This is a genomic window from Streptomyces capitiformicae, from assembly GCF_002214185.1.
GTDB classification, from domain to species: Bacteria; Actinomycetota; Actinomycetes; order Streptomycetales; family Streptomycetaceae; genus Streptomyces; species Streptomyces capitiformicae.
Window position 1 is genome coordinate 6,761,579 of the sequence record NZ_CP022161.1, and the last position, 18,649, is coordinate 6,780,227.

The following is an 18,649-nucleotide window of genomic DNA, read 5'->3' on the forward strand; positions in this document are numbered from 1 at the left end:
CGTGCTCCCTGTCGTAACCCGCGCGCGCCCTTGTGCGAACCATGTGAACCGCTCAGCGCCCGCGCGCCCGGCTCGTGCTCCGGTCCGCGCATCGGGCGAGCGCCGGATGCACCCTCCCGCACGGCTCTCGAAGTCTCTAGGCTCGGAAGTTCGTAGTTTCGAAAGTCCACAGAGTCCACAGAGTCCAGAGAGTCACCACCCCCATAATCGAAGGACACCGACACCATGCGCCGCGCCTTGATCGTCGTTGACGTGCAGAACGACTTCTGCGAGGGGGGCAGCCTCGCCGTGGCCGGCGGTGCCGATGTGGCCGCCGCCATCACCGAGCTGATCGGCCAGGCGGCCGGCCCCGGCTACCAGCACGTGGTGGCCACCCGCGACCACCACATCGCCCCCGGTGGCCACTTCTCCGACAACCCCGACTACGTCCACTCCTGGCCCGCGCACTGCGTAGCCGGTACCGAGGGGGTCGGGTTCCACCCCAACTTCGCTCCCGCGATCGCCTCCGGCGCGGTGGACGCCGTGTTCGACAAGGGCGCGTACGCCGCCGCGTACAGCGGTTTCGAGGGTGCCGACGAGAACGGGGTGACCCTCGCCGCCTGGCTCCGCGCCCGCGACATCACCGAGGTCGACGTGGTCGGCATCGCCACGGACCACTGCGTGCGCGCCACCGCCCTGGACGCCGCGCGGGAGGGCTTCCACACCCACGTCCTGCTGGACCTGACCGCCGGCGTCGCCGAGGAGACCACGGAGAAGGCCCTGGAGGAGCTGCGCGAGGCGGGCGTGGAGCTCTCGGGCAAGCCGGTGGTGTAGCAGCCGCAGCAGCCGCCTACACCCGTACCGGCGGTCTCCTCAGCAGGGCTCTGATCGGGCGCCACAGCTCCGGCGTCGTGGAGGCCGGGGAGGCCTGGGAGGCCGCCGGGGACGTACGCCATATGAGGCCGTCGGGGTGGTGGAGGACCGCTGTGACCTCGTCCGGGGTCGGCGGGGCCGCGTTGCCGCGGAGGTAGATCGCCCGGAGGCCGACGTTACGGAGTCGGGTGAGGGCGCGGGCACGGTTCGCCGCCAGGACGAGGACCCGTACGGAGCCGTCGTACGGCACAGCCCCCGGCGCCCCCGGCGCGGCACTGTGCGACTCCCCCGCCGCGGGACCCGGCAGGCCCCCGGCGGGCCGGGGTGGCGGCGTCACGGCCACGCCCCCCGTCGTCGTTCCGGGCAGGTTCAGGGCGACGACGACATTGCCGTCCGGCAGTCTGCAGAAACCTCCTGCGGCCATGCAGGTCACACCCCCGTGCGCGTCAGTGTCAATAAGAAGGCCACAGCACGCACCTAAACACGTCCGGCCGCGACCCGCCAAGGGGGTCGCGGCCGAACATGGTTTGACCTGCGGAAATGTTGGTTACTTCACCGCGGGGCCGACCTGGAGCGAGATCGTGGAGCCGTCCTTGGCCTCCTTGACGATCTTGATCTTGGTGTTGGTGTCAGTGATCTTGACACCGGCCAGCGGCGTCTCCGGGTCGTAGTACGTGTTGGTGTGGTCGTTGAACGTCGACACACCCTTCGACGACGGGATCTTCGTCAGGACGTCGTCCTTGTGCAGCCGGAGGCCGTCCGTGCGGTACAGGCTGAACGGCGAGTCGTAGGACTGGATGCGCGAGCGCATCACCGTGCCGTCGGACCACTTCAGCGCCTTCGGGTGGGAGTCGACCGGGAGGAGCAGGCCGGTACCGGGGTGCTGGCTGGTGTTGTTGTCCGCCTGCGAGGTGTCCCACTTCCAGATCAACAGACCGTTCTGGTACGGGAAGTGCTCGACCCAGGACGGACGGGTCTTCGAGAAGCCGAAGTTGTACGGGCCGACCTTCAGGGTCTTGTCGTACGACACGTACTGGCGGTTCTCGGCGATGTAGTACTGGGCGTAGTCGTCCGTGATGGACGCGCCGATGCGGGAGAAGCCCTTCGTCGTCCAAGCGGCGTCCGCGCTCTCCGCGTTGTCGGAGAAGACGGCGGTGCCGTCGGCCGTGACGGTGATCTGGTCCGCCGCGAAGCCCTTCGGGGCCACGCCGCCGTCCGTCTGGTAGCGGAAGCGGAGGTCGAACTTCTTGCCCGCGTAGGCGTCCAGGGAGTACGACAGCTTCTTGTGGTCGGCGGAGGAACCGGTCAGCGCCGGCTTGCCACTGGCGTCGCGCGGGATCGCCGCACCGTTCACCGTGCCGTCGATGGCGGTCCAGTTGGCGCCGCCGTCGGTCGAGACCTCGGTGTAGAGGTAGTCGAACTCGGCCTCGATGTCGTACCAGCCGTCGAGGGTCAGCGCGGCGGAGGACTTGCCGGTGAGGTCGACGGAACGGGTCAGGGTGTTGGAGAGGTTGTCACCGCTGCCGCTCCACCACTGGGACGCGCCCTGGGCCGGCTCCACGATCTCCGTGGTGACCTGCTTCTTGGGCAGCTCGACCACGAGGGCCTGCTTGTCCCAGGTGTTGTACTCGGCGACACCCAGCTTGTGCGTGGACTGCTTGCCGGCCTTCGCCGTGTCGTAGTTCAGCCAGCCCAGCTGGAGCTTGTCCCAGGCGGTCATGTCGCCGGGCAGGTCACCGATGGCGTCCTTGCCGGTGCCGAGCCAGGAACCGGAGGACATCAGGGTCCAGAAGCCGGTGGAGTTGTCGCCGCCGCCGGAGGTGTCGTAGTGGTCCGGCAGACCGAGGTCGTGGCCGTACTCGTGGGCGAAGACACCGAGACCGCCGTTCTCCGGCTGGATGGTGTAGTCGCCGACCCAGATGCCGGTGTCGCCGACCTTGGCGCCGCCGAGCTTGTTGTTCTCGGGGCCGGTCGCACCGGCGTCGGTGCCGAACGCGTACCAGCGGTGGGCCCAGATGGCGTCCGTGCCCTGCACACCGCCGCCGGCGGACTCGTCCTCACCGGCGTGCACGATCTGGAAGTGGTCGATGTAGCCGTCGGACTCGTTGAAGTCGCCGTCGCCGTCGAAGTCGTAACGGTCCCATTCGTCGAACTTCGCGACGTCTGCCTTGATCTGCGCGTCAGTGCGCCCCGCCGCCTTCTGCTGGGCGACCCACGAGGTCAGGCCGTCGCTGACGACGTTCCACACGCTGGTGCAGTTCGACTGGCCGCACTTGTTGTTGCCGTAGCGGGCCTCGTTGTAGGGGACCTTGACCCAGTCCGAGACCTTGCCCTCGACCGAGTAGCGGCCCGAGGACTGCTTCTCGTAGTACTTCTTCATCGACTCGGTCTTCTTGCCCGTGCCGAAGTACAGCTCCTGGAAGTACTTCTGGTTGTAGTCCGCCCGCCAGGCCGTCGAGTTGTCCTTCTTGCGGTCCGGCTTGGCTATCTGGTTGTGCAGCGGGCCCGGCGTGCCGCCGAAGTTGCTGTCGATCTGGTCGCCGAACTCGACCAGGATCGTGAAGATCTTGTCGGTCTTCTCGCGGCCGAGCTCGACGTACTTGCTCTTGCCCTTCTTGCTCTTCAGCTTCACGACCTTCGAGCCGTCACGGTCCTTGACCGTGGCGTCGCCGGATATGACCTGCTGCAGGGCCTCCTCGCGCTGGGCCTCCTGAGTCTTGCTCAGGGGCCCTTCGAGGTCATGGTCGTCGTGCGCGTGCTCGTCGTGGTCCGCCGGGTCGTGCCGGTTGGCGGCCGCCGTCGGCTTGCCTTCGTCGGCCTGCGCCACCGCGAAAGTCGAGATCGTCGCCGCGGCCGTGGCGATGGCGACGCTGATCGCCGCCGCCCTGAACGTCCAGGGTCTACTGGTCACTTGAGGTCCTCCCCCGCGTCCGTTCGCGCGGAGGGATGGTCCTGGTCGTGGAGGAATTCCGCGCGCGGTATACGCGTGTAGTCAAGTGACGACATTCGACCGGAGTTTCGAGAGAAAAAACAGACCTTGACTTGGACAGGTCAAGTGCACTATTGCGTCTACAGGAAGCACTTGTTCGTTATACGGACGTTACGATCGGGCCCTGATTGCCCGTGATTGCCCCTGATCGCCCGCTATCGCCCAGAGTTGCCCCGGACTGCCCCTCAACCGGCGCGTGGACCAGTCCACTTGCCGGACACCATGAATCGGTGCGCCCCCTGTGCGCCGGGCGCCGTGGGTCAGGTCACGCTTACCTGTCGTTCCACTAGGGCACCCTGGCGAATAGAGTCGATTGGCGGAGCGCCGGAAGTCGGCGAAAGCCAAGCCGACAGCACTGCTTCACCTTTGATTCGTATCCGTAACCTCCCCTCATCGTGAGAGGCACGGGGGGACCCCCACCCGAGGACACGATTGCCATGCCTCGTCCGACGACCGCACAGCTCGCCTACGGCTCCTGCACCGTGATCCTGTCCACCCTCGCCATGCTGCTGCTGTCACAGACGAGTTCCGGCGTGGGCATCGCGGTGATCGCCCTTTCCGCCCTCGCTCTCGGCCTGCTCGTCGCACTGACCGTGCCGCTGCCGAAGAACGCGCCGAGCGCCATGGCGCGGCCCGCCAGGGCCCCCGAGCGCCCCAAGGCCGCCGCCACCCCGGCCCCGGTGCCGGCTCCAGCCGCCTCCGAGCCCGTACGGGAGCCGGTGCGGGAGCCGGTGCACGAGCCGACGGGTTCCTGACCTCAACCGGTGCTGACCACCACCGTCTTGGCCGCCTTGTCGTGCAGGCCCTGCTTGTAGGGCTTGTCGAAGAAGCTCCAACCGCCCGCGATCGCCGTCCAGATGCAGGCGCAGCAGAAGGCGAAGGGGATCCACAGCACCGCCGCGCGTGTCAGCGCGGTCTGCACGGAGGGCGTGGAGCCGTCGTCGAGGTTCGCCACCCGCAGCTTCATGAGCTGCTTGCCGAGGGTCTGGCCGCCTCGGACCGTGAAGTAGGTGTCGTACGCGATGTAGAGGATCGCGGCGAGCGCCTCCTGGGCCAGCGACTTGCCGAACTCGATGTCGCCCGTGTCCACCGAGTACTGGCTGATCCGGAAGGCCCACGCCAGCAGGCCCACGACGACCCCGACGAGGATCATGTCGATGATCCTCGCGAGCACCCGCTTGCCGCTGTCGGCCAGCGGCGGCATGCCCGAGAGCGGGTCGGTGGAGTACGGCCCGCCGCCGTACGGGTCACCGCCGTAGGGACCGCCACCGTACGGCGGGGGCTGGCTGCCGTACGGCGGCTGCTGGGGCGGGGTGTCGTACGGGGAGCCGCCGCCCTGGTCCGGCGGGGGCGGCTGCTTCCTGAACGGGTCGTCCTCCGGGGACTGACCTGAGCCGAAGGGCGGCGGTTCGCTACTCATGGCCCGAGTCGACCGCGAACCCCCCGGCTCCGCATCCGGCACGGGGCCGTCCGGGGTACTCCGGGACGGCGGTGCCGCGCGCCCGCCGCCCCGCCTGTCGCCCCGCCCGCCGCCCCGGCTCCTCCGGCTACTTGGCGGCCACGAACGTGTGGGCCGCCTTGTCGTGCCAGCACTGGCGCCAGGGCCTGTCGATGACGCACCACAGGATGCCGACCACACCGATGCCGAGCAGCCCGGGGACGGTGTGGACGAGCCAGCGGCGCAGGGAGCGGCCGAAGGTCGGGGGCTCGTGGCCCTCGATGTCCTGCACCTCCAGGCCGAGCAGCTTCTTGCCGAGGGTGCGGCCCCACTTGGCGGTGGGCAGCACCTCGTAGAGGGCGCTGACGACGAACAGGACGCCCAGGACGATGCCCAGGTACACCGAGGTCGTGCCGTCGAGCAGCCAGACGGTGACCTTCTCGCCGGAGAGTTTCGCCTCGTCGATCTTGCCGTTGATGTGGTCGAGCGTCTTCAGGCCGAGCGGCACGGCGGCCGCGGCCGTCACGGCGCCCACGACCGCGCTGTCGACGATCCGGGCGACCAGCCGCTTGCCGAGCCCCGCGGGACGGGCCTCCGCCTGTCGCCGGGCCGCCGCCTGGAACGGGTCCTCCACCACCGGCTTCCACGGCGCGACCGGCTGCTCGCCCTCACCACCGGCCAGCCGGTGCACCTGCTGGGCCCAGGAGGGCTGCCCGCCGCCGGGGCCGACGGCCATGGGGGTGTCGGCCGACGGCCGGGGGGCGGCGGGCTGCTGGGGTACGGCGGGGGCGAGCGGCGCGGGCTGCGGGCTCTGGGAGGCTTGCGGGGCCTGGGGAGCTTGCGGGGCTTGGGAAGCTTGCGGGGCTTGGGGAGCTTGCGGGGCCTGGGGAGCTTGCGGGGCCTGGGGAGCTTGCGGGGCCTGGGGAGCTTGCGGAGCCTGCGGGGCTTGCGGAGCCTGCGGGGCGAAGCCGCCGCCGAGCGCCGGTTGCGGTGGCTGCCGTTGCGCCGGGGTGACAGGAGCCTGCGGGGTCTGCTGGGGCCCGGACGGCGCCGGCGAGGAAGGGATGGGTGAGGGCGAAGGCGAAGAGGACGCCGGGGTCGACGGGGTCGGCGGGGTCTGCCCGGGCGACAGCCCCAGCGCCTGCTGGGCGGCCGCCTGGGCGCTGGTCAGGGGAGCACCGAAGGCGGCGGCCGCGGCCCCGCCCTGCTCCCCCGCGCGCGGAGAAGGCGGCCGGAAGGTCATCGTGCCGTCGGCCCGCGACACCTCCGCGCCCTCGGACGACCTGTCGGGGCGGCGGAAGACGACCGTGCCCTGCGGGGCGCCGGCGTCCTCGTCGGCGCCCGCCGGGGGAATCGTCGCCGTACCGTCCGTGCTCGCCGTACGCCCGGAGTCACCCGCCGCGTCGGCCGCCGGCTCCACCGGGTCCGCCGGGTCCGCCGCGAGCGACATCCGGGGGTCACGCGGGTCGGGGACTTGAGGGCCGGGGCCGGGAACGGAGCCCGAGCGGCCCCAGGAGACCCGGCGGTCCTTGTCACCTCCGAAGCCGGTCTGGCGGGAGCGGTCGGCGCCCCACGCGGTGGCGGGCTCGGGACGGCTGCCGTGCAGGGAGTCGGCGGGATTCGGCCGGCCCGGCTCGTCGGCGGGCTCGGGTTCCTCGTCGAAGAAGTGCGGGCCCGTCTCCTCCACCGCGGCGGGCGTGCCGCCGCCGGAGTCGGTCGGCGGGGCGAGCGGCTCGCCGTCGGAGGGCGCCGGACGGCTGGTGCCCGGCACCCAGGCGGCGCCGTTCCAGTACCGGACATATCCAGGAATGGACGGGTCCGGGTAATACCCTTCGCGGGGCCTGTCGTCGCCGGGGGCCGGGGTTGGGGCGCTCATGTCCGTCGTCCCGTATCTGCTCGGGGGTTGGTAGGGGGCATCCACATCTACCAGACGCGCGCAAGTCCCATGACCGCTGCCGCCGGACCCACCCCTTTCGAGCACGGATCTGCTACGGGACGAGCGGGGGCAGCCCGTACGCCGGAGGTCCTTCGGAAAAAGTTCCCGGAAAAATTTTCGCGAACCCGCGTAATGGTTCGGGTCCCCCTCCCCTCTCACTCGTACGGGCCCGCGCACAGGGCCTCGTACGAGAGATACGAGAGATACGAGAGAGGAATGATCACCATGGGGCACACCGTCGTGGAGCGTGAGCTGGAGCTCCGGCTCGTACTGTCGCCCGAGCGCAGCGTCCCCGTACCGGCCAAGCTCGGCTACCGCAGCGACGACCCGTACGCGGTCCACATCGCCTTCCACATCAACTCCGACCGCCCGGTGCACTGGACGTTCGCGCGGGAGCTGCTCGTCGAGGGGGTGTTCCGGCCGTGCGGGCACGGGGACGTGCGCGTGTGGCCGACGAAGGTGTCGGGCCGCGGCGTCGTCCTGATGTCGCTCACCTCGCCGGACGGGGACGCGCTGCTCGAAGCGCCGGCCGCCGCCGTGTCGGCCTGGCTGGAACGCACCCTGCGGGCGGTCCCGCCGGGCTCCGAGCAGGCCCTCCTGCGGATCGACGACGGCCTGGCCGAGCTGCTGGCCCGGTGACGCGCGCGGTCGGAGAGGATCAGAACAGCTTGCCCGGGTTGAGGATGCCCAGCGGGTCGAAGACGGCCTTCACCGCCCGCTGCATCTCCATCCCCACCGGGCCGATCTCCCGCGCCAGCCACTCCTTCTTGAGGATGCCCACGCCGTGCTCGCCGGTGATCGTGCCGCCGAGTTCCAGGCCGAGGGCCATGATCTCGTCGAAGGACTCGCGGGCGCGCCGGGACTCGTCGGGGTCTGCCGCGTCGAAGCAGACGGTGGGGTGCGTGTTGCCGTCGCCGGCGTGTGCGCAGACCCCGATGGTCAGGTCGTACTTCTCGGCGATGCGCTCCACGCCCTCGATCAGCTCACCGAGCTTCGAGCGCGGCACGCACACGTCGTCGATCATCGTCGTGCCCTTGACCGCCTCCAGCGCGGTCAGCGCCAACCGCCTTGCCTGGAGCAGCAGTTCGGACTCCGCCGCGTCGTCCGCCGGTACGACCTGGGTGGCGCCCGCGGCCTCGCACAGCGCCCCCACCGCGGCCAGATCGGCCGCCGGGTCCGGGGTGTCGAAGGCGGCGAGCAGCAGCGCCTCCGTCGTCTCCGGCAGGCCCATGTGGGCCAGGTCGTTGACGGCCTTCACCGTCGTACGGTCCATGAGTTCGAGGAGGGAGGGGACGTGCCCTCCCGCCATGATCCGGCACACCGCGTCACACGCCGCCGCGGCCGACGCGAACTCCGCGGCCAGCACCAGTTGCTGGGGCGGCTGCGGCTTGAGCGCCAGGATCGCGCGTACGACGATGCCGAGCGAGCCCTCCGAGCCGACGAAGAGCCGCGTGAGGTCGTACCCGGCGACGCCCTTCGCCGTGCGCCGCCCGGTGGACATCAGCCGCCCGTCGGCGAGCACGACGTCGAGGCCGAGGACGTACTCGGCGGTCACCCCGTACTTCACACAGCACAGGCCGCCGGAGGCCGTTCCGATGTTGCCGCCGATGGTGCACATCTCCCAGCTGGAGGGGTCGGGCGGGTAGGAGAGGCCGTGTTCGTTGACCGCGCGGGAGAGGGTGGCGTTGATGACGCCGGGCTCGACGACGGCGATGCGGTCGACGGGGTTGATCTCGAGGATCCGGTCCATCTTGGTGAGGGACAGCACGATGCAGCCCTCGGAGGCGTTGGCTCCGCCCGACAGACCGCTGCGGGCGCCCTGCGGGACGACCGGGACACGCAGGTCGGTGGCGGTGCGCATGACGTGCTGCACCTGTTCGACGGTCCGGGGCAGGACGACGACGGCCGGGGTACCCGCCTCGCAGAAGCTGGCCATGTCGTTCGCGTACGAGGCCGTGATGTCCGGGTCGGTGAGTACGGCCTCCGGCGGCAGGCCGCTCAGCAGACGGTCGACGAGGTTGCCGGTGCCCTCGTCGCTGGGGGCTTGAATACGGCTCATGATCAAAGGTTCGCACTCACGGCCATCGGTGTGAACCCGTCGGCTCCAGGCTTCGGATGCCGGGATGTGGTCGTCGTATTGACGCACAGTGAGCGGCATGGCTGTGGAGAACGATGAGCGGTGGGCGCGGCTGCCGTCCCGGGGGCGGGGCGTGGTCGGTGCGGTCGTCGGGTGTTTTGTGCTCGGGGGTGTGCTGATGGTGGTGCCGCCGGACGGGGGTGCCGGGCGGGAAGCACGAGTGGGCGGTGTGGTGGCCGAGGCTGTGGCGGCGGCGCCCGGACCGGAGGTACTCGTCCGTGATCGTGAGGCCCGGGTGCGGGCCCGTCCGGGGGACCACGCCTCGTGGGCGGTGCTCGGCACGGCGTACGTCGAACGGGCGCGGCGCACCGGTGTCGTCGCCGACTATCCAAAGGCGGAACGGGCCCTGCGCACCTCGCTGCGGCTCCGGCCGCACGGGAACGCCGACGCGCTCGACGGGCTGACCGCGCTGGCCAACGCCCGCCGTGACTTCCGGGCGGCGAAACGGTGGGGCGAGGAGGCCGTACGCGTGGCGCCGGGGCGCTGGACCTCGTACGCGCTGCTCATCGACGCGTACGACGGGCTCGGCCGGCACCAGGACGTGCGCCGGACGCTGGAGGAGCTGATGAGGCTGCGGTCCGGGCCGGCGGTGCGGGCGCGGGCCGCGCGGGTCTACTGGGACCAGGGGCGGCGGGAGGACGCGGCCACGATGATCGCCGACGCCGCGGCCGACGCCGGCACACCCGCGGAGCGCTCGGCCTGGCGGGTGCGGGCGGGAGAGCTTGCCTGGGAACGGGGGGAGCCTCGGGAGTCGTTGCGGTACTGCGCGGCTTCGCCGACCGCTGTGGCCGATCCGGATGCCGGTGCCTGCCGGGGGCGTGCGCTGGCGGCGCTGGGGCGGACGGCGGAGGCGGTACGGGCGTACCGGGCGGCGTTGTCCCAGCGGGGTTCGGCTCAAGTCGCCCTGGAATTGGGCGAGTTGTACGAGTCGATGGGGCGGGTCGAGGCCGCGGAGGAGCAGTACGGGGTGGTGCGGGCGTTGGTACGGAGGTCCGCCTCGGCCGGGGTGAACGAGGCGCTCGTCCTCGGGGCGTTGGAGGCGGAGCACGGGGATCCGGAGGTCGCCGTTCGGGTGCTGAGGGCGGAGTGGGAGCGACAGCCGGGTCTGCGGGTGGCCGATGCGCTGGGGTGGGCGTTGCATCGGGCCGGGAAGGACGAGGAGGCGCTGTCGTATGCGAGGCGAGCGACGGACAAGGAGCGGGGCGGGGAGGTGCGGAGTGCGGCTTACGCCTATCACCGGGGGGTGATCGAGCAGGCGTTGGGCTTGGCGGGTCCGGCTCGTCGGCACCTTGCCGAGGCCCGGAGGCTGAACCCGTATTTTGCGTGAGAGCTCGGGGGTGCCGGTGCGTCGGCGGCTGCGGCTGGTTCGTGGTTGCTCGCGCCCACGCGGCGGAGCCGCAGATCGACACAGCCCCGCGCCCCTTGGCGGCATGGGTCGCGCCCCGTGCTTCTCGGGGGCGCGGGGAACTGCGCGACCAGCCCCCACGCACCCGCAGCCGCCCGAACACGCGCAGCCCCGAGCTACTGGGCGCCCCTCACAGATTGCCCCGCTTCTCCTGTTCCCTCTCGATCGCCTCGAACAGGGCCTTGAAGTTGCCCTTGCCGAAGCCCATCGACCCATGGCGCTCGATGATCTCGAAGAAGACCGTCGGCCGGTCCTGGACCGGCTTGGTGAAGATCTGGAGCAGATAGCCGTCCTCGTCGCGGTCGGCGAGGATCTTCAGCTCGCGCAGGGTCTCGACGGGGACACGGGTGTCGCCGACCCACTCGCCGAGGGTGTCGTAGTACGAGTCGGGGGTGTCGAGGAACTGGACCCCGGCCGCCCGCATGGTCCGTACGGTCTGGACGATGTCGTTCGTGTTGAGCGCGATGTGCTGGACGCCCGCGCCGCCGTAGAACTCCAGGTACTCGTCGATCTGGGACTTCTTCTTGGCGATGGCGGGCTCGTTGATGGGGAACTTGACCTTGAGCGTGCCGTCGGCGACGACCTTGGACATGAGGGCGCTGTACTCGGTGGCGATGTCGTCGCCGACGAACTCCCTCATGTTCGTGAAGCCCATGACCCGGTGGTAGAACTCGACCCAGTCGTTCATGCGTCCGAGTTCGACGTTGCCGACGCAGTGGTCGATGGCCTGGAAGGTGCGCTGGGCGGGGGGTTCGACGATGGGGTCGGCGGCGACGAAGCCCGGCAGATACGGGCCGGAGTAACCCCGGCGCTCGACGAGGGTGTGCCGGGTGGTGCCGTACGTGGCGATCGCGGCCAGGACGACCGTCCCGTGCTCGTCCTTCAGTTCGTACGGCTCGGCGACGGAGCGGGCGCCGTGCTCGACGGCGTAGGCATAGGCGCGGCGGGCGTCCGGGACCTCGATGGCGAGGTCGATGACGCCGTCGCCGTGCTCGGCGACCTGCTCGGCGAGGAAGTGGCCCCAGGTGGTGGCCGGCTTGACCACCGAGGTGAACACGAAACGGGCCGAGCCGTTCTCCAGCACGTACGACGCCGTCTCCCGGCTGCCGGTCTCGGGGCCGGCGTAGGCGACGAGGCGCATGCCGAACGCGGTGGAGTAGTAGTGGGCGGCCTGCTTGGCGTTGCCCACGGCGAAGACGACAGCGTCCATTCCCTTGACCGGGAAGGGGTCTGCCTGCCGTGCGGTGTCGGGGATGTGGTGGGTGTTCGCAGAGGTTGCTGCCATGACCGCAGGTTCCCTCCGTTCTCACAAGGTGCGCAATAGTTGGCGCTTTCGCTGGACAATGTGCACAGCCGCATACGCATAATCGCGGGTGTTCTGTACAGGATGACCACCCGGGAGGGCCTCGTGGCGATCGATCATCTGGACGGGCAACTGATCATCCTGCTCGCGCGTGAGCCGCGTATCGGGGTGCTGGAGATGTCGCGGCGGCTCGGGGTCGCGCGGGGGACCGTCCAGGCCCGGCTGGACCGGCTTCAGTCCAATGGAGTCATCCGAGGGTTCGGGCCGCAGGTGGATCCCGCCGCGCTCGGTTATCCGGTGACGGCCTTCGCGACGCTGCAGATCAGGCAGGGGCAAGGGGCGGACGTACGGGCGCACTTGGCGACCGTTCCGGAGGTGCTGGAGCTGCACACGACGACCGGCAGTGGGGACATGCTGTGCCGGCTGGTGGCCCGCTCGAACGCCGATCTTCAGCGGGTGATCGACCGGGTTGTCGGTTTTGATGGCATCGTCCGGGCCGCCACGGCGATCGTCATGGAGAACCCCGTTCCGCTGCGGATCATCCCGCTGGTGGAGCAGGCGGCCGAGGACCGGGAGACGACGACGTAGGCCGTGTTGCGACCTAGCCGACCCTGGGGGTACGTGCCGGTGAGTTTCTGGGAGTACGTGGGCAGCTACCACGAGAAGCTGCTGTTCGACGCGTATCAGCACGCCGGCGCGGTCCTCCAGTGCATGGTCGTGGCGACCGTCGTCGGGGTGCTGATCGGTGTCGTGACGTATCGGCGGGAGTGGGCGGCCGGGCTCGCCACCGCCACCACGTCGACCGTGCTGACCATCCCCTCCCTCGCCCTGATCGGGCTGCTGATCCCGGTGGTGGGGCTGGGTGTGGCGCCGACGGTGATCGCGCTGACGCTGTACGGGCTGCTGCCGGTCGTCCGGAACGCCGTCGTGGGGCTGCGCGGGGTCGACCCGACGCTGCTGGAGGCGGCCAAGGGCATCGGGATGTCCCGGCCGCTGCGGCTGCTGCGGGTCGAGCTGCCGCTCGCCTGGCCGCCGATCCTCACCGGGATCCGGGTCTCCACGCAGATGCTGATGGGCATCGCCGCGATCGCCGCTTACGCCTCCGGGCCCGGTCTCGGCAACGAGATCTTCCGCGGTATCGCCTCGCTGGGCAGCGCGAACGCACTCAACCAGGTGCTCGCGGGGACACTCGGGATCGTCGTCCTCGCGTTGCTGTTCGACGCCGCGTACGTGGTGATCGGGCGGTTGACCATTTCGAGGGGGATCCGTGGTTGAGGTCGGCACGACGGGGGCGAGCGGGGCGACAGGGTCGACGATCGAGTTGATCAAGCTGACCAAGCGGTATCCGGGCAGCCGTCAGCCGTCCGTCGACAGCGTCAGTATGCGGATCGACGCGGGCGAGACGGTCGTGTTCGTCGGGCCGTCGGGGTGCGGCAAGTCGACAACGCTCAAGATGATCAACAGGTTGATCGAGCCGTCCAGTGGTTCCGTCCGGATCAATGGCGAGGAGGTCACCGGAGTCGATCCGGTCGAGCTGCGGCGCAAGGTGGGCTATGCCATCCAGTCGTCCGGCCTCTTCCCGCACATGACGGTCGCCCAGAACATCGCGCTCGTGCCGAGGATCAGCGGCTGGTCCGCGCCCCGGATCAAGGCCCGGGTGGCGGAGATGCTCGCCCTGGTCGGGCTGGACGCCGGGGAGTTCCACGACCGGTATCCGCGTCAGCTCTCCGGCGGGCAGCAGCAACGGGTGGGCGTGGCACGGGCGTTGGCCGCCGACCCGCCCGTCCTGCTGATGGACGAGCCGTTCGGGGCGGTGGACCCGATCACCCGCGAGCACCTCCAGGACGAGCTGCTCCGGCTCCAGCGCGAGCTGCGCAAGACGATCGTGTTCGTCACCCATGACTTCGCCGAGGCGATCAAGCTGGGCGACCGGATCGCGGTGCTGCGGGAGCGGTCGCGCATCGCGCAGTTCGACACGCCGGAGGCGATCCTCACGAACCCGGCCGACGACTTCGTGTCCGGGCTCGTGGGCACGGGCGCCGCCCTGAAGCGGCCGGGCCTCACCCGCGTACGGGATGTCGAGGGCACCGGCTGTCCGACGGTGAGCGTGACCGACCCGCCGCAGCAGATCCTGCGTGGACGGCCGGTCAAGTGGCTGCGGCGCGGCGACCTGATGCGCGCCAAGGGGTCGCTCGAACGGGCCGGGGCCGAGCAGACGCACGCGGAGCGGGAGGATGACGAAAGGGGGCGGAAGGCGTGACAGCGCCGGAAGTGACGCCGGGGACGGTTGTCCAGACGCCGGGGACGGATGCCCGACCTCCGGCGGCCCCCGACCAGCCCCCTCCCCCGCGCGATCCCCTCGCTCCCGCGCTGACCTGGCAGAAGCTGACCCTCCTGCCGAGCCTCCTCACGGCCGTGCTGCTCGCCACCTGGCTGTGGTTCCGGCAGGCCGACCTGGACGCGATCTCCGCGAACGCCCTGTCGAACGGCCAGGTGGGGCGGGCCCTGTGGCAGCACATCGAACTGACCGCGATCTCCACCTTCTTCGTGCTGATCATCGCGATCCCGCTGGGCGTCCTGCTGACCCGGCGGACGTTCCGAAGAGCGACCCCCGTCGCCATGGCCGTCGCCAACATGGGGCAGGCCACCCCGGCCATCGGACTGCTCGCGCTGCTGGTGATCTGGCTGGGCATCGGCCGGACGGCGGCCCTGACCGGCATCATCGCCTACGCCGTTCTGCCCGTCCTCTCCAACACCATCGCCGGTCTGAAGGCGAACGACCCGACGCTCCTCGAAGCCGCCCGGGGCATCGGCATGTCACCGGCGCAGGTGCTCGCGCGGGTCGAGCTCCCCCTCGCCGTACCGCTGATCCTCGCGGGCGTCCGCACGGCCCTCGTACTGAACGTCGGCACGGCGACGCTGGCCACGTTCGGCGGAGGCGGCGGCCTCGGCGTGCTGATCACGGCCGGGATCACCAACCAGCGCATGCCGGTCCTCGTCCTGGGCTCGATCCTGACGGTCGCCCTGGCCCTGCTGGTGGACTGGCTCGCCTCCCTGGCGGAACTGGCGCTGCGACCACGAGGGCTGGAGGCGGGGTCGTGAGGCGTACGGGCGCCGCGGTTCGCGCACGTCGTACGGGGCTGCTCCTCGGCGCCGCCGGTGCACTGCTGGCCGGCGGCTGCGGGCTGACCAGCGGCTCTCCCATGGCCGACGACGTACGGCCGGGCTCGATCGGGCGGGGCCGCCCTCTGGAGGGCGCCGACCTGACCGTCACCTCGAAGGACTTCACCGAGAACCTGATCCTCGGCGCCGTCATGGGCATCGCCTTCCAGGCGGCCGGCGCGGAGGTGCTCGACCGTACCGGCATCCAGGGGTCGTTCGGCGCCCGGGAAGCGGTCAGGAGCGGGGACGCGGACGCCATGTACGAGTACACGGGCACCGCCTGGATCACCTACCAGGGCAACAGCACCCCCATCGCCGATCCGCGGCGGCAGTGGCGGGCGGTACGGGACGCCGACCTGAAGAACGGTCTGACCTGGCTCCCGCCCGCCCCCCTCGACAACACCTACGCGCTCGCCCTGAACCGGGCCAACGCCGCGAAGTACGCCACGAAGACCCTGTCCGACGTGGCCGTGCTGGCGGCGAAGGAGCCGGGGGCGGTCACCCTGTGCGTGGAGGGCGAGTTCGCCAACCGCGCGGACGGGCTGCCGGGCCTGCAGAAGGCGTACGGCATGAACCTGCCCGCCAGGAACATCACCCACATGGACACCGGGATCATCTACACCCAGGCGGCGAAGGGGAGTTGTGTCTACGGGGAGGTCTTCACCACCGACGGGCGCATCGCGTCGATGGGGCTGGCCGTGATGGACGACGACCGGAAGTTCTTCCCCCACTACAACGCGGCCCCCGAGATCAACTCCAGGACCCTGAAGGAGTGGCCGGAGATCGCCGGCGTCCTGGCCCCCGTCACGGAGAAGCTCGACAACGCCGTGGCCCGGGAGCTGAACGCCAAGGTGGATGTGGACGGGGAGGATCCGCACCAGGCGGCGTTGGAGTGGATGGTGGCGGAGGGGTTCGTCAGAGAAGGGTGACGGGGGTGCCGTTCAGCAGCCCGGGACCGTGCCCTTGCCCGTCTCCAGCGCCACCAGGGAGTCCACCGCGCCCTTCAGGGTCGTCACCGGGACGAGCCGCAGCCCCTTCGGCAGTTCGGCCTTGGCGTCGGCGCACTCCGCCTTGGGGACGAGGAAGACCGTGGCGCCGTCGCGGCGGGCGGCCTGGGTCTTGAGGGGGACACCGCCGACGGCGCCGACCTTGCCCTCGGTGTCGATGGTCCCCGTACCGGCGATGACACGGCCGCCGGTGAGGTCGCCGCCGCTGCCGTCGCCGTCGAGCTTGTCGATGATGCCGAGGGAGAAGAGGAGGCCGGCGCTGGGGCCGCCGACGTCGGCGAGGCGCAGGGTGACCTTGATGTCGCCGGCGTCCTCACCGAGGTAGTTCAGGGCCGCCGTGGTGGCCGTGACCTGGGACTCCTTCATCTTGGTCTCGTTGTACTCCTCGATCTCCTCCACGGTCTCGCCGCTCGGGTAGACCGCGTCGCGCGGCATGACGGCCTGGTCGGTGCGGAACCAGCCGTCGAACACATCGCCGAGGTCGACGCGGGCGTCCGGGCCCGTCGCCTCGATCGTCGTCATGCGCAGTTGACCGCTCGTCCTCCGGGTCTCCGCGCCGGTGATCGTGATCACCTGTTCGCCCTTGTTCTCGCCGAGTACGTTCGCCGTCATCCCCGGCTGCGCCACGGTGAACGGCAACGGCGCGAACACCGCCGTGGCGAGCAGCCCCACGGCGGGCAGGGCACAGACGGCTACGGCCTTGGGGCGCGAAAGGCTGGCGAGGCGAGAGAGCACGGGATCAATCTAACGTGAGGGTCACTTCCGGCCAGGGGGCGGTGGCAGGCCGGGGGGCGGTGGCAGGCCGGGGGGGCAGTGGTAGCCGGGGGGCAGTGGTAGCCGGGGGCGGCGTTAGGCCGGTGGTAGGGGATCAGTGGTCGTCCAGGTCCTCGAAGACCTCCAGCACCCGCGTCAGCACCCGTACGCAGGTGTCGACGTCCGCGCCCGTCAGGTCACCGCCGACCCTGCGCATCAGCGCGCTCTCGCGGGCGATCAGCTCGTCGATGGCCGTCCGGCCGGTGGCGGTCAGCCGGATCAGGGACGACCGCTGGTGGGCGGGGTTCGGGATGGCCTCGACGAGGTCGCCGTCCGCCGCCTCGTTGACCATCCGCTGCACGAACTGGCGGCTCACCGCCAGCGCCCGCCCCATCTGCGGCACGGTCATCGGGCTGCCGTGCGCACGCAGCAGCTCCAGGACGGCCCGTACGCCGATGGACAGCCCCACGATGGGCGCCTTCAGCTCCACCGCGCGGGTCACCCGCCGGTACAGGGGCCCGAGGACGGCGAACACCTCGTAGAGGCGCTCGGCGAGGACGTCGGGGGGCAGTGGCTCGTCATGGTCGGTCCGCGCTTCGCCGTGTTCGTTCTCCGTCACCGAAACAGGATGACACCTTGGTTGCCATTCTGCCGACAAGATGACACCTTAGTTGTCATGACTGATGTCTCGCAGATAGATGTCTCACAGGTATTCACGTTCGAGTCCGACGACGGCCCACTCGCCTATCAGGACGTCGGCACGGGCCTGCCGCTCGTACTGCTGCACGGCGGCTTCACCGACCACCGCATGTGGGGCGACCTGGTGCCGCTCCTCTCGGACGGCTACCGGGTCATCGCGCCGGACGCCCGCGGCCACGGCGCCTCCGCCAACGCGAGCAAGCCGTTCCGTTTCACCGACGACCTGGCCGCGCTCCTGCGCCACCTCGACACGGGCCCGGCCGTCCTGATCGGCCTGTCGATGGGCGGGGGCATCGCCGTCGACACCGCGCTGGAACACCCCGAACTCGTACGTGCCCTCGTCGTCAGCGGCGTCGGCACCAGCGAGCCCGAGTTCACGGACCCGTGGACGAAGGACAGCACCGCCCGGTACTACGGCACCCTGATGGCCGGCGACATCGAGGGCTGGCTGGATGTCGTCGCCGAGGCCGTCGCCGGGCCGTATCGCGCGGTCGACGACGTGGATCCCGAGGTCGTACGGCTCATACGGGGGTTGAGCCGAAACACCGTGTCCAAGCACACCCTCGGCGAACGGGACTGGACCGTTCCGGTGACGGACACCTGGGCCCGCGCCGCGAACATCACCGTCCCGGTCCTCGCCCTCAACGGGGCCCTCGACGCCCCCGACCTCACAGCCATGGCCGAACGCCTGACCGCGACGGTCACCGGCCCCGGCCGCGCCATCTCGATCGAGGGCGCGGCCCACTACCCGAACATGGAACAGCCGAAGACCTTCGCCAAGCACCTACTGACCTGGCTGAACACCCTGCCCCCCGCATAACTGCGGGCAGTCGTGCCGCTGGGCCCCACGCCTGCGCAGCTGCGGGCAATCGTGCCGCTGGGGCGATGGGGGCACCTCCCGCTCATGGGGCCCCTCCCGCTCATGGGGGCCCTCCCGCTCATGGGGGCCCTCCCGCTCATGGGGGCCC

Annotated in this window: 17 protein-coding genes and 1 pseudogene; 10 read left to right on the plus strand and 8 right to left on the minus strand. The window is 70.5% G+C overall.

Annotation, left to right across the window (positions count from 1 at the left end; genetic code table 11):
• Nucleotides 1–225: 225 nt before the first annotated feature.
• Nucleotides 226–813, plus strand: a complete 588-nt coding sequence (locus CES90_RS30110; RefSeq protein ID WP_189784125.1) for an isochorismatase family protein — start codon at nt 226–228, stop codon at nt 811–813.
• A 16-nt stretch (nt 814–829) separates the two neighbouring features.
• On the opposite strand, the gene CES90_RS30115 is transcribed toward CES90_RS30110, so the two are convergent.
• Nucleotides 830–1,276 carry a hypothetical protein gene (locus CES90_RS30115; protein WP_189784126.1) on the minus strand — a complete coding sequence of 149 codons (447 nt, stop codon included), beginning with the start codon at nt 1,274–1,276 and terminating at the stop codon, nt 830–832.
• A gap of 123 nt (nt 1,277–1,399) precedes the next feature.
• Nucleotides 1,400–3,763 (minus strand): immune inhibitor A domain-containing protein, encoded by a 2,364-nt coding sequence (locus CES90_RS30120; RefSeq protein ID WP_189784127.1) that lies wholly within the window; start codon nt 3,761–3,763, stop codon nt 1,400–1,402.
• Nucleotides 3,764–4,278: 515 nt separating this feature from the next.
• On the opposite strand from CES90_RS30120, the gene CES90_RS30125 reads away from it, so the two are divergent.
• Nucleotides 4,279–4,596, plus strand: a complete 318-nt coding sequence (locus CES90_RS30125) for a hypothetical protein (RefSeq protein ID WP_189784128.1) — start codon at nt 4,279–4,281, stop codon at nt 4,594–4,596.
• A gap of 2 nt (nt 4,597–4,598) precedes the next feature.
• Here the strand turns inward: CES90_RS30125 and CES90_RS30130 are convergent, their stop codons facing one another.
• Both CES90_RS30130 and CES90_RS30135 read right to left on the minus strand, forming a co-directional pair.
• On the minus strand, nt 4,599–5,261 hold the full coding sequence (locus tag CES90_RS30130; RefSeq protein WP_189784129.1) for an RDD family protein: 663 nt from the start codon (nt 5,259–5,261) through the stop codon (nt 4,599–4,601).
• A 127-nt stretch (nt 5,262–5,388) separates the two neighbouring features.
• Nucleotides 5,389–7,155: an RDD family protein gene (locus CES90_RS30135; protein WP_189784130.1), complete on the minus strand. Its 1,767-nt coding sequence runs from the start codon at nt 7,153–7,155 to the stop codon at nt 5,389–5,391.
• A 285-nt stretch (nt 7,156–7,440) separates the two neighbouring features.
• On the opposite strand from CES90_RS30135, the gene CES90_RS30140 reads away from it, so the two are divergent.
• Nucleotides 7,441–7,854: an SsgA family sporulation/cell division regulator gene (locus CES90_RS30140; RefSeq protein WP_189784131.1), complete on the plus strand. Its 414-nt coding sequence runs from the start codon at nt 7,441–7,443 to the stop codon at nt 7,852–7,854.
• A gap of 19 nt (nt 7,855–7,873) precedes the next feature.
• Here CES90_RS30140 and CES90_RS30145 read toward each other — a convergent pair whose 3' ends face one another.
• Nucleotides 7,874–9,280, minus strand: a complete 1,407-nt coding sequence (locus tag CES90_RS30145; RefSeq protein WP_189784132.1) for an FAD-binding oxidoreductase — start codon at nt 9,278–9,280, stop codon at nt 7,874–7,876.
• Nucleotides 9,281–9,371: 91 nt separating this feature from the next.
• Between CES90_RS30145 and CES90_RS30150 the strand changes: the two genes are divergently transcribed.
• The gene (locus tag CES90_RS30150; RefSeq protein ID WP_189784133.1) at nt 9,372–10,679 is read left to right on the plus strand and encodes a tetratricopeptide repeat protein; all 1,308 of its coding nucleotides are present in this window, start codon (nt 9,372–9,374) and stop codon (nt 10,677–10,679) included.
• A 208-nt stretch (nt 10,680–10,887) separates the two neighbouring features.
• On the opposite strand, the gene hppD is transcribed toward CES90_RS30150, so the two are convergent.
• Nucleotides 10,888–12,042: a 4-hydroxyphenylpyruvate dioxygenase gene (gene hppD / locus CES90_RS30155; RefSeq protein ID WP_189784134.1), complete on the minus strand. Its 1,155-nt coding sequence runs from the start codon at nt 12,040–12,042 to the stop codon at nt 10,888–10,890.
• 123 nt (nt 12,043–12,165) lie between these two features.
• Between hppD and CES90_RS30160 the strand changes: the two genes are divergently transcribed.
• From CES90_RS30160 to CES90_RS30180, 5 genes and pseudogenes are all read left to right on the plus strand, one after another.
• Nucleotides 12,166–12,648, plus strand: a complete 483-nt coding sequence (locus tag CES90_RS30160; RefSeq protein WP_189784179.1) for an Lrp/AsnC family transcriptional regulator — start codon at nt 12,166–12,168, stop codon at nt 12,646–12,648.
• 39 nt (nt 12,649–12,687) lie between these two features.
• Nucleotides 12,688–13,335, plus strand: a complete 648-nt coding sequence (locus CES90_RS30165) for an ABC transporter permease (RefSeq protein ID WP_189784180.1) — start codon at nt 12,688–12,690, stop codon at nt 13,333–13,335.
• A pseudogene (locus CES90_RS30170) lies at nt 13,328–14,266 on the plus strand (ABC transporter ATP-binding protein); the annotation flags it as partial. The gene CES90_RS30165 and the pseudogene CES90_RS30170, both read left to right, overlap by 8 nt.
• Before the next feature lie 65 nt (nt 14,267–14,331).
• Nucleotides 14,332–15,162, plus strand: coding sequence for an ABC transporter permease (locus tag CES90_RS30175; protein WP_373313406.1), 831 nt, complete (start codon nt 14,332–14,334; stop codon nt 15,160–15,162).
• Complete coding sequence (locus CES90_RS30180) at nt 15,159–16,151, plus strand: glycine betaine ABC transporter substrate-binding protein (RefSeq protein ID WP_373313398.1); 993 nt, start codon at nt 15,159–15,161, stop codon at nt 16,149–16,151. The genes CES90_RS30175 and CES90_RS30180 overlap by 4 nt, the downstream gene beginning before the upstream one ends.
• Nucleotides 16,152–16,163: 12 nt before the next feature.
• Here CES90_RS30180 and CES90_RS30185 read toward each other — a convergent pair whose 3' ends face one another.
• Nucleotides 16,164–16,964 carry a S16 family serine protease gene (locus CES90_RS30185; protein ID WP_189784136.1) on the minus strand — a complete coding sequence of 267 codons (801 nt, stop codon included), beginning with the start codon at nt 16,962–16,964 and terminating at the stop codon, nt 16,164–16,166.
• Between the two features lie 133 nt (nt 16,965–17,097).
• Nucleotides 17,098–17,601, minus strand: coding sequence for a MarR family winged helix-turn-helix transcriptional regulator (locus CES90_RS30190; RefSeq protein ID WP_189784137.1), 504 nt, complete (start codon nt 17,599–17,601; stop codon nt 17,098–17,100).
• 57 nt (nt 17,602–17,658) lie between these two features.
• Between CES90_RS30190 and CES90_RS30195 the strand changes: the two genes are divergently transcribed.
• Complete coding sequence (locus CES90_RS30195) at nt 17,659–18,501, plus strand: alpha/beta fold hydrolase (RefSeq protein WP_189784138.1); 843 nt, start codon at nt 17,659–17,661, stop codon at nt 18,499–18,501.
• Nucleotides 18,502–18,649 lie beyond the last annotated feature (148 nt).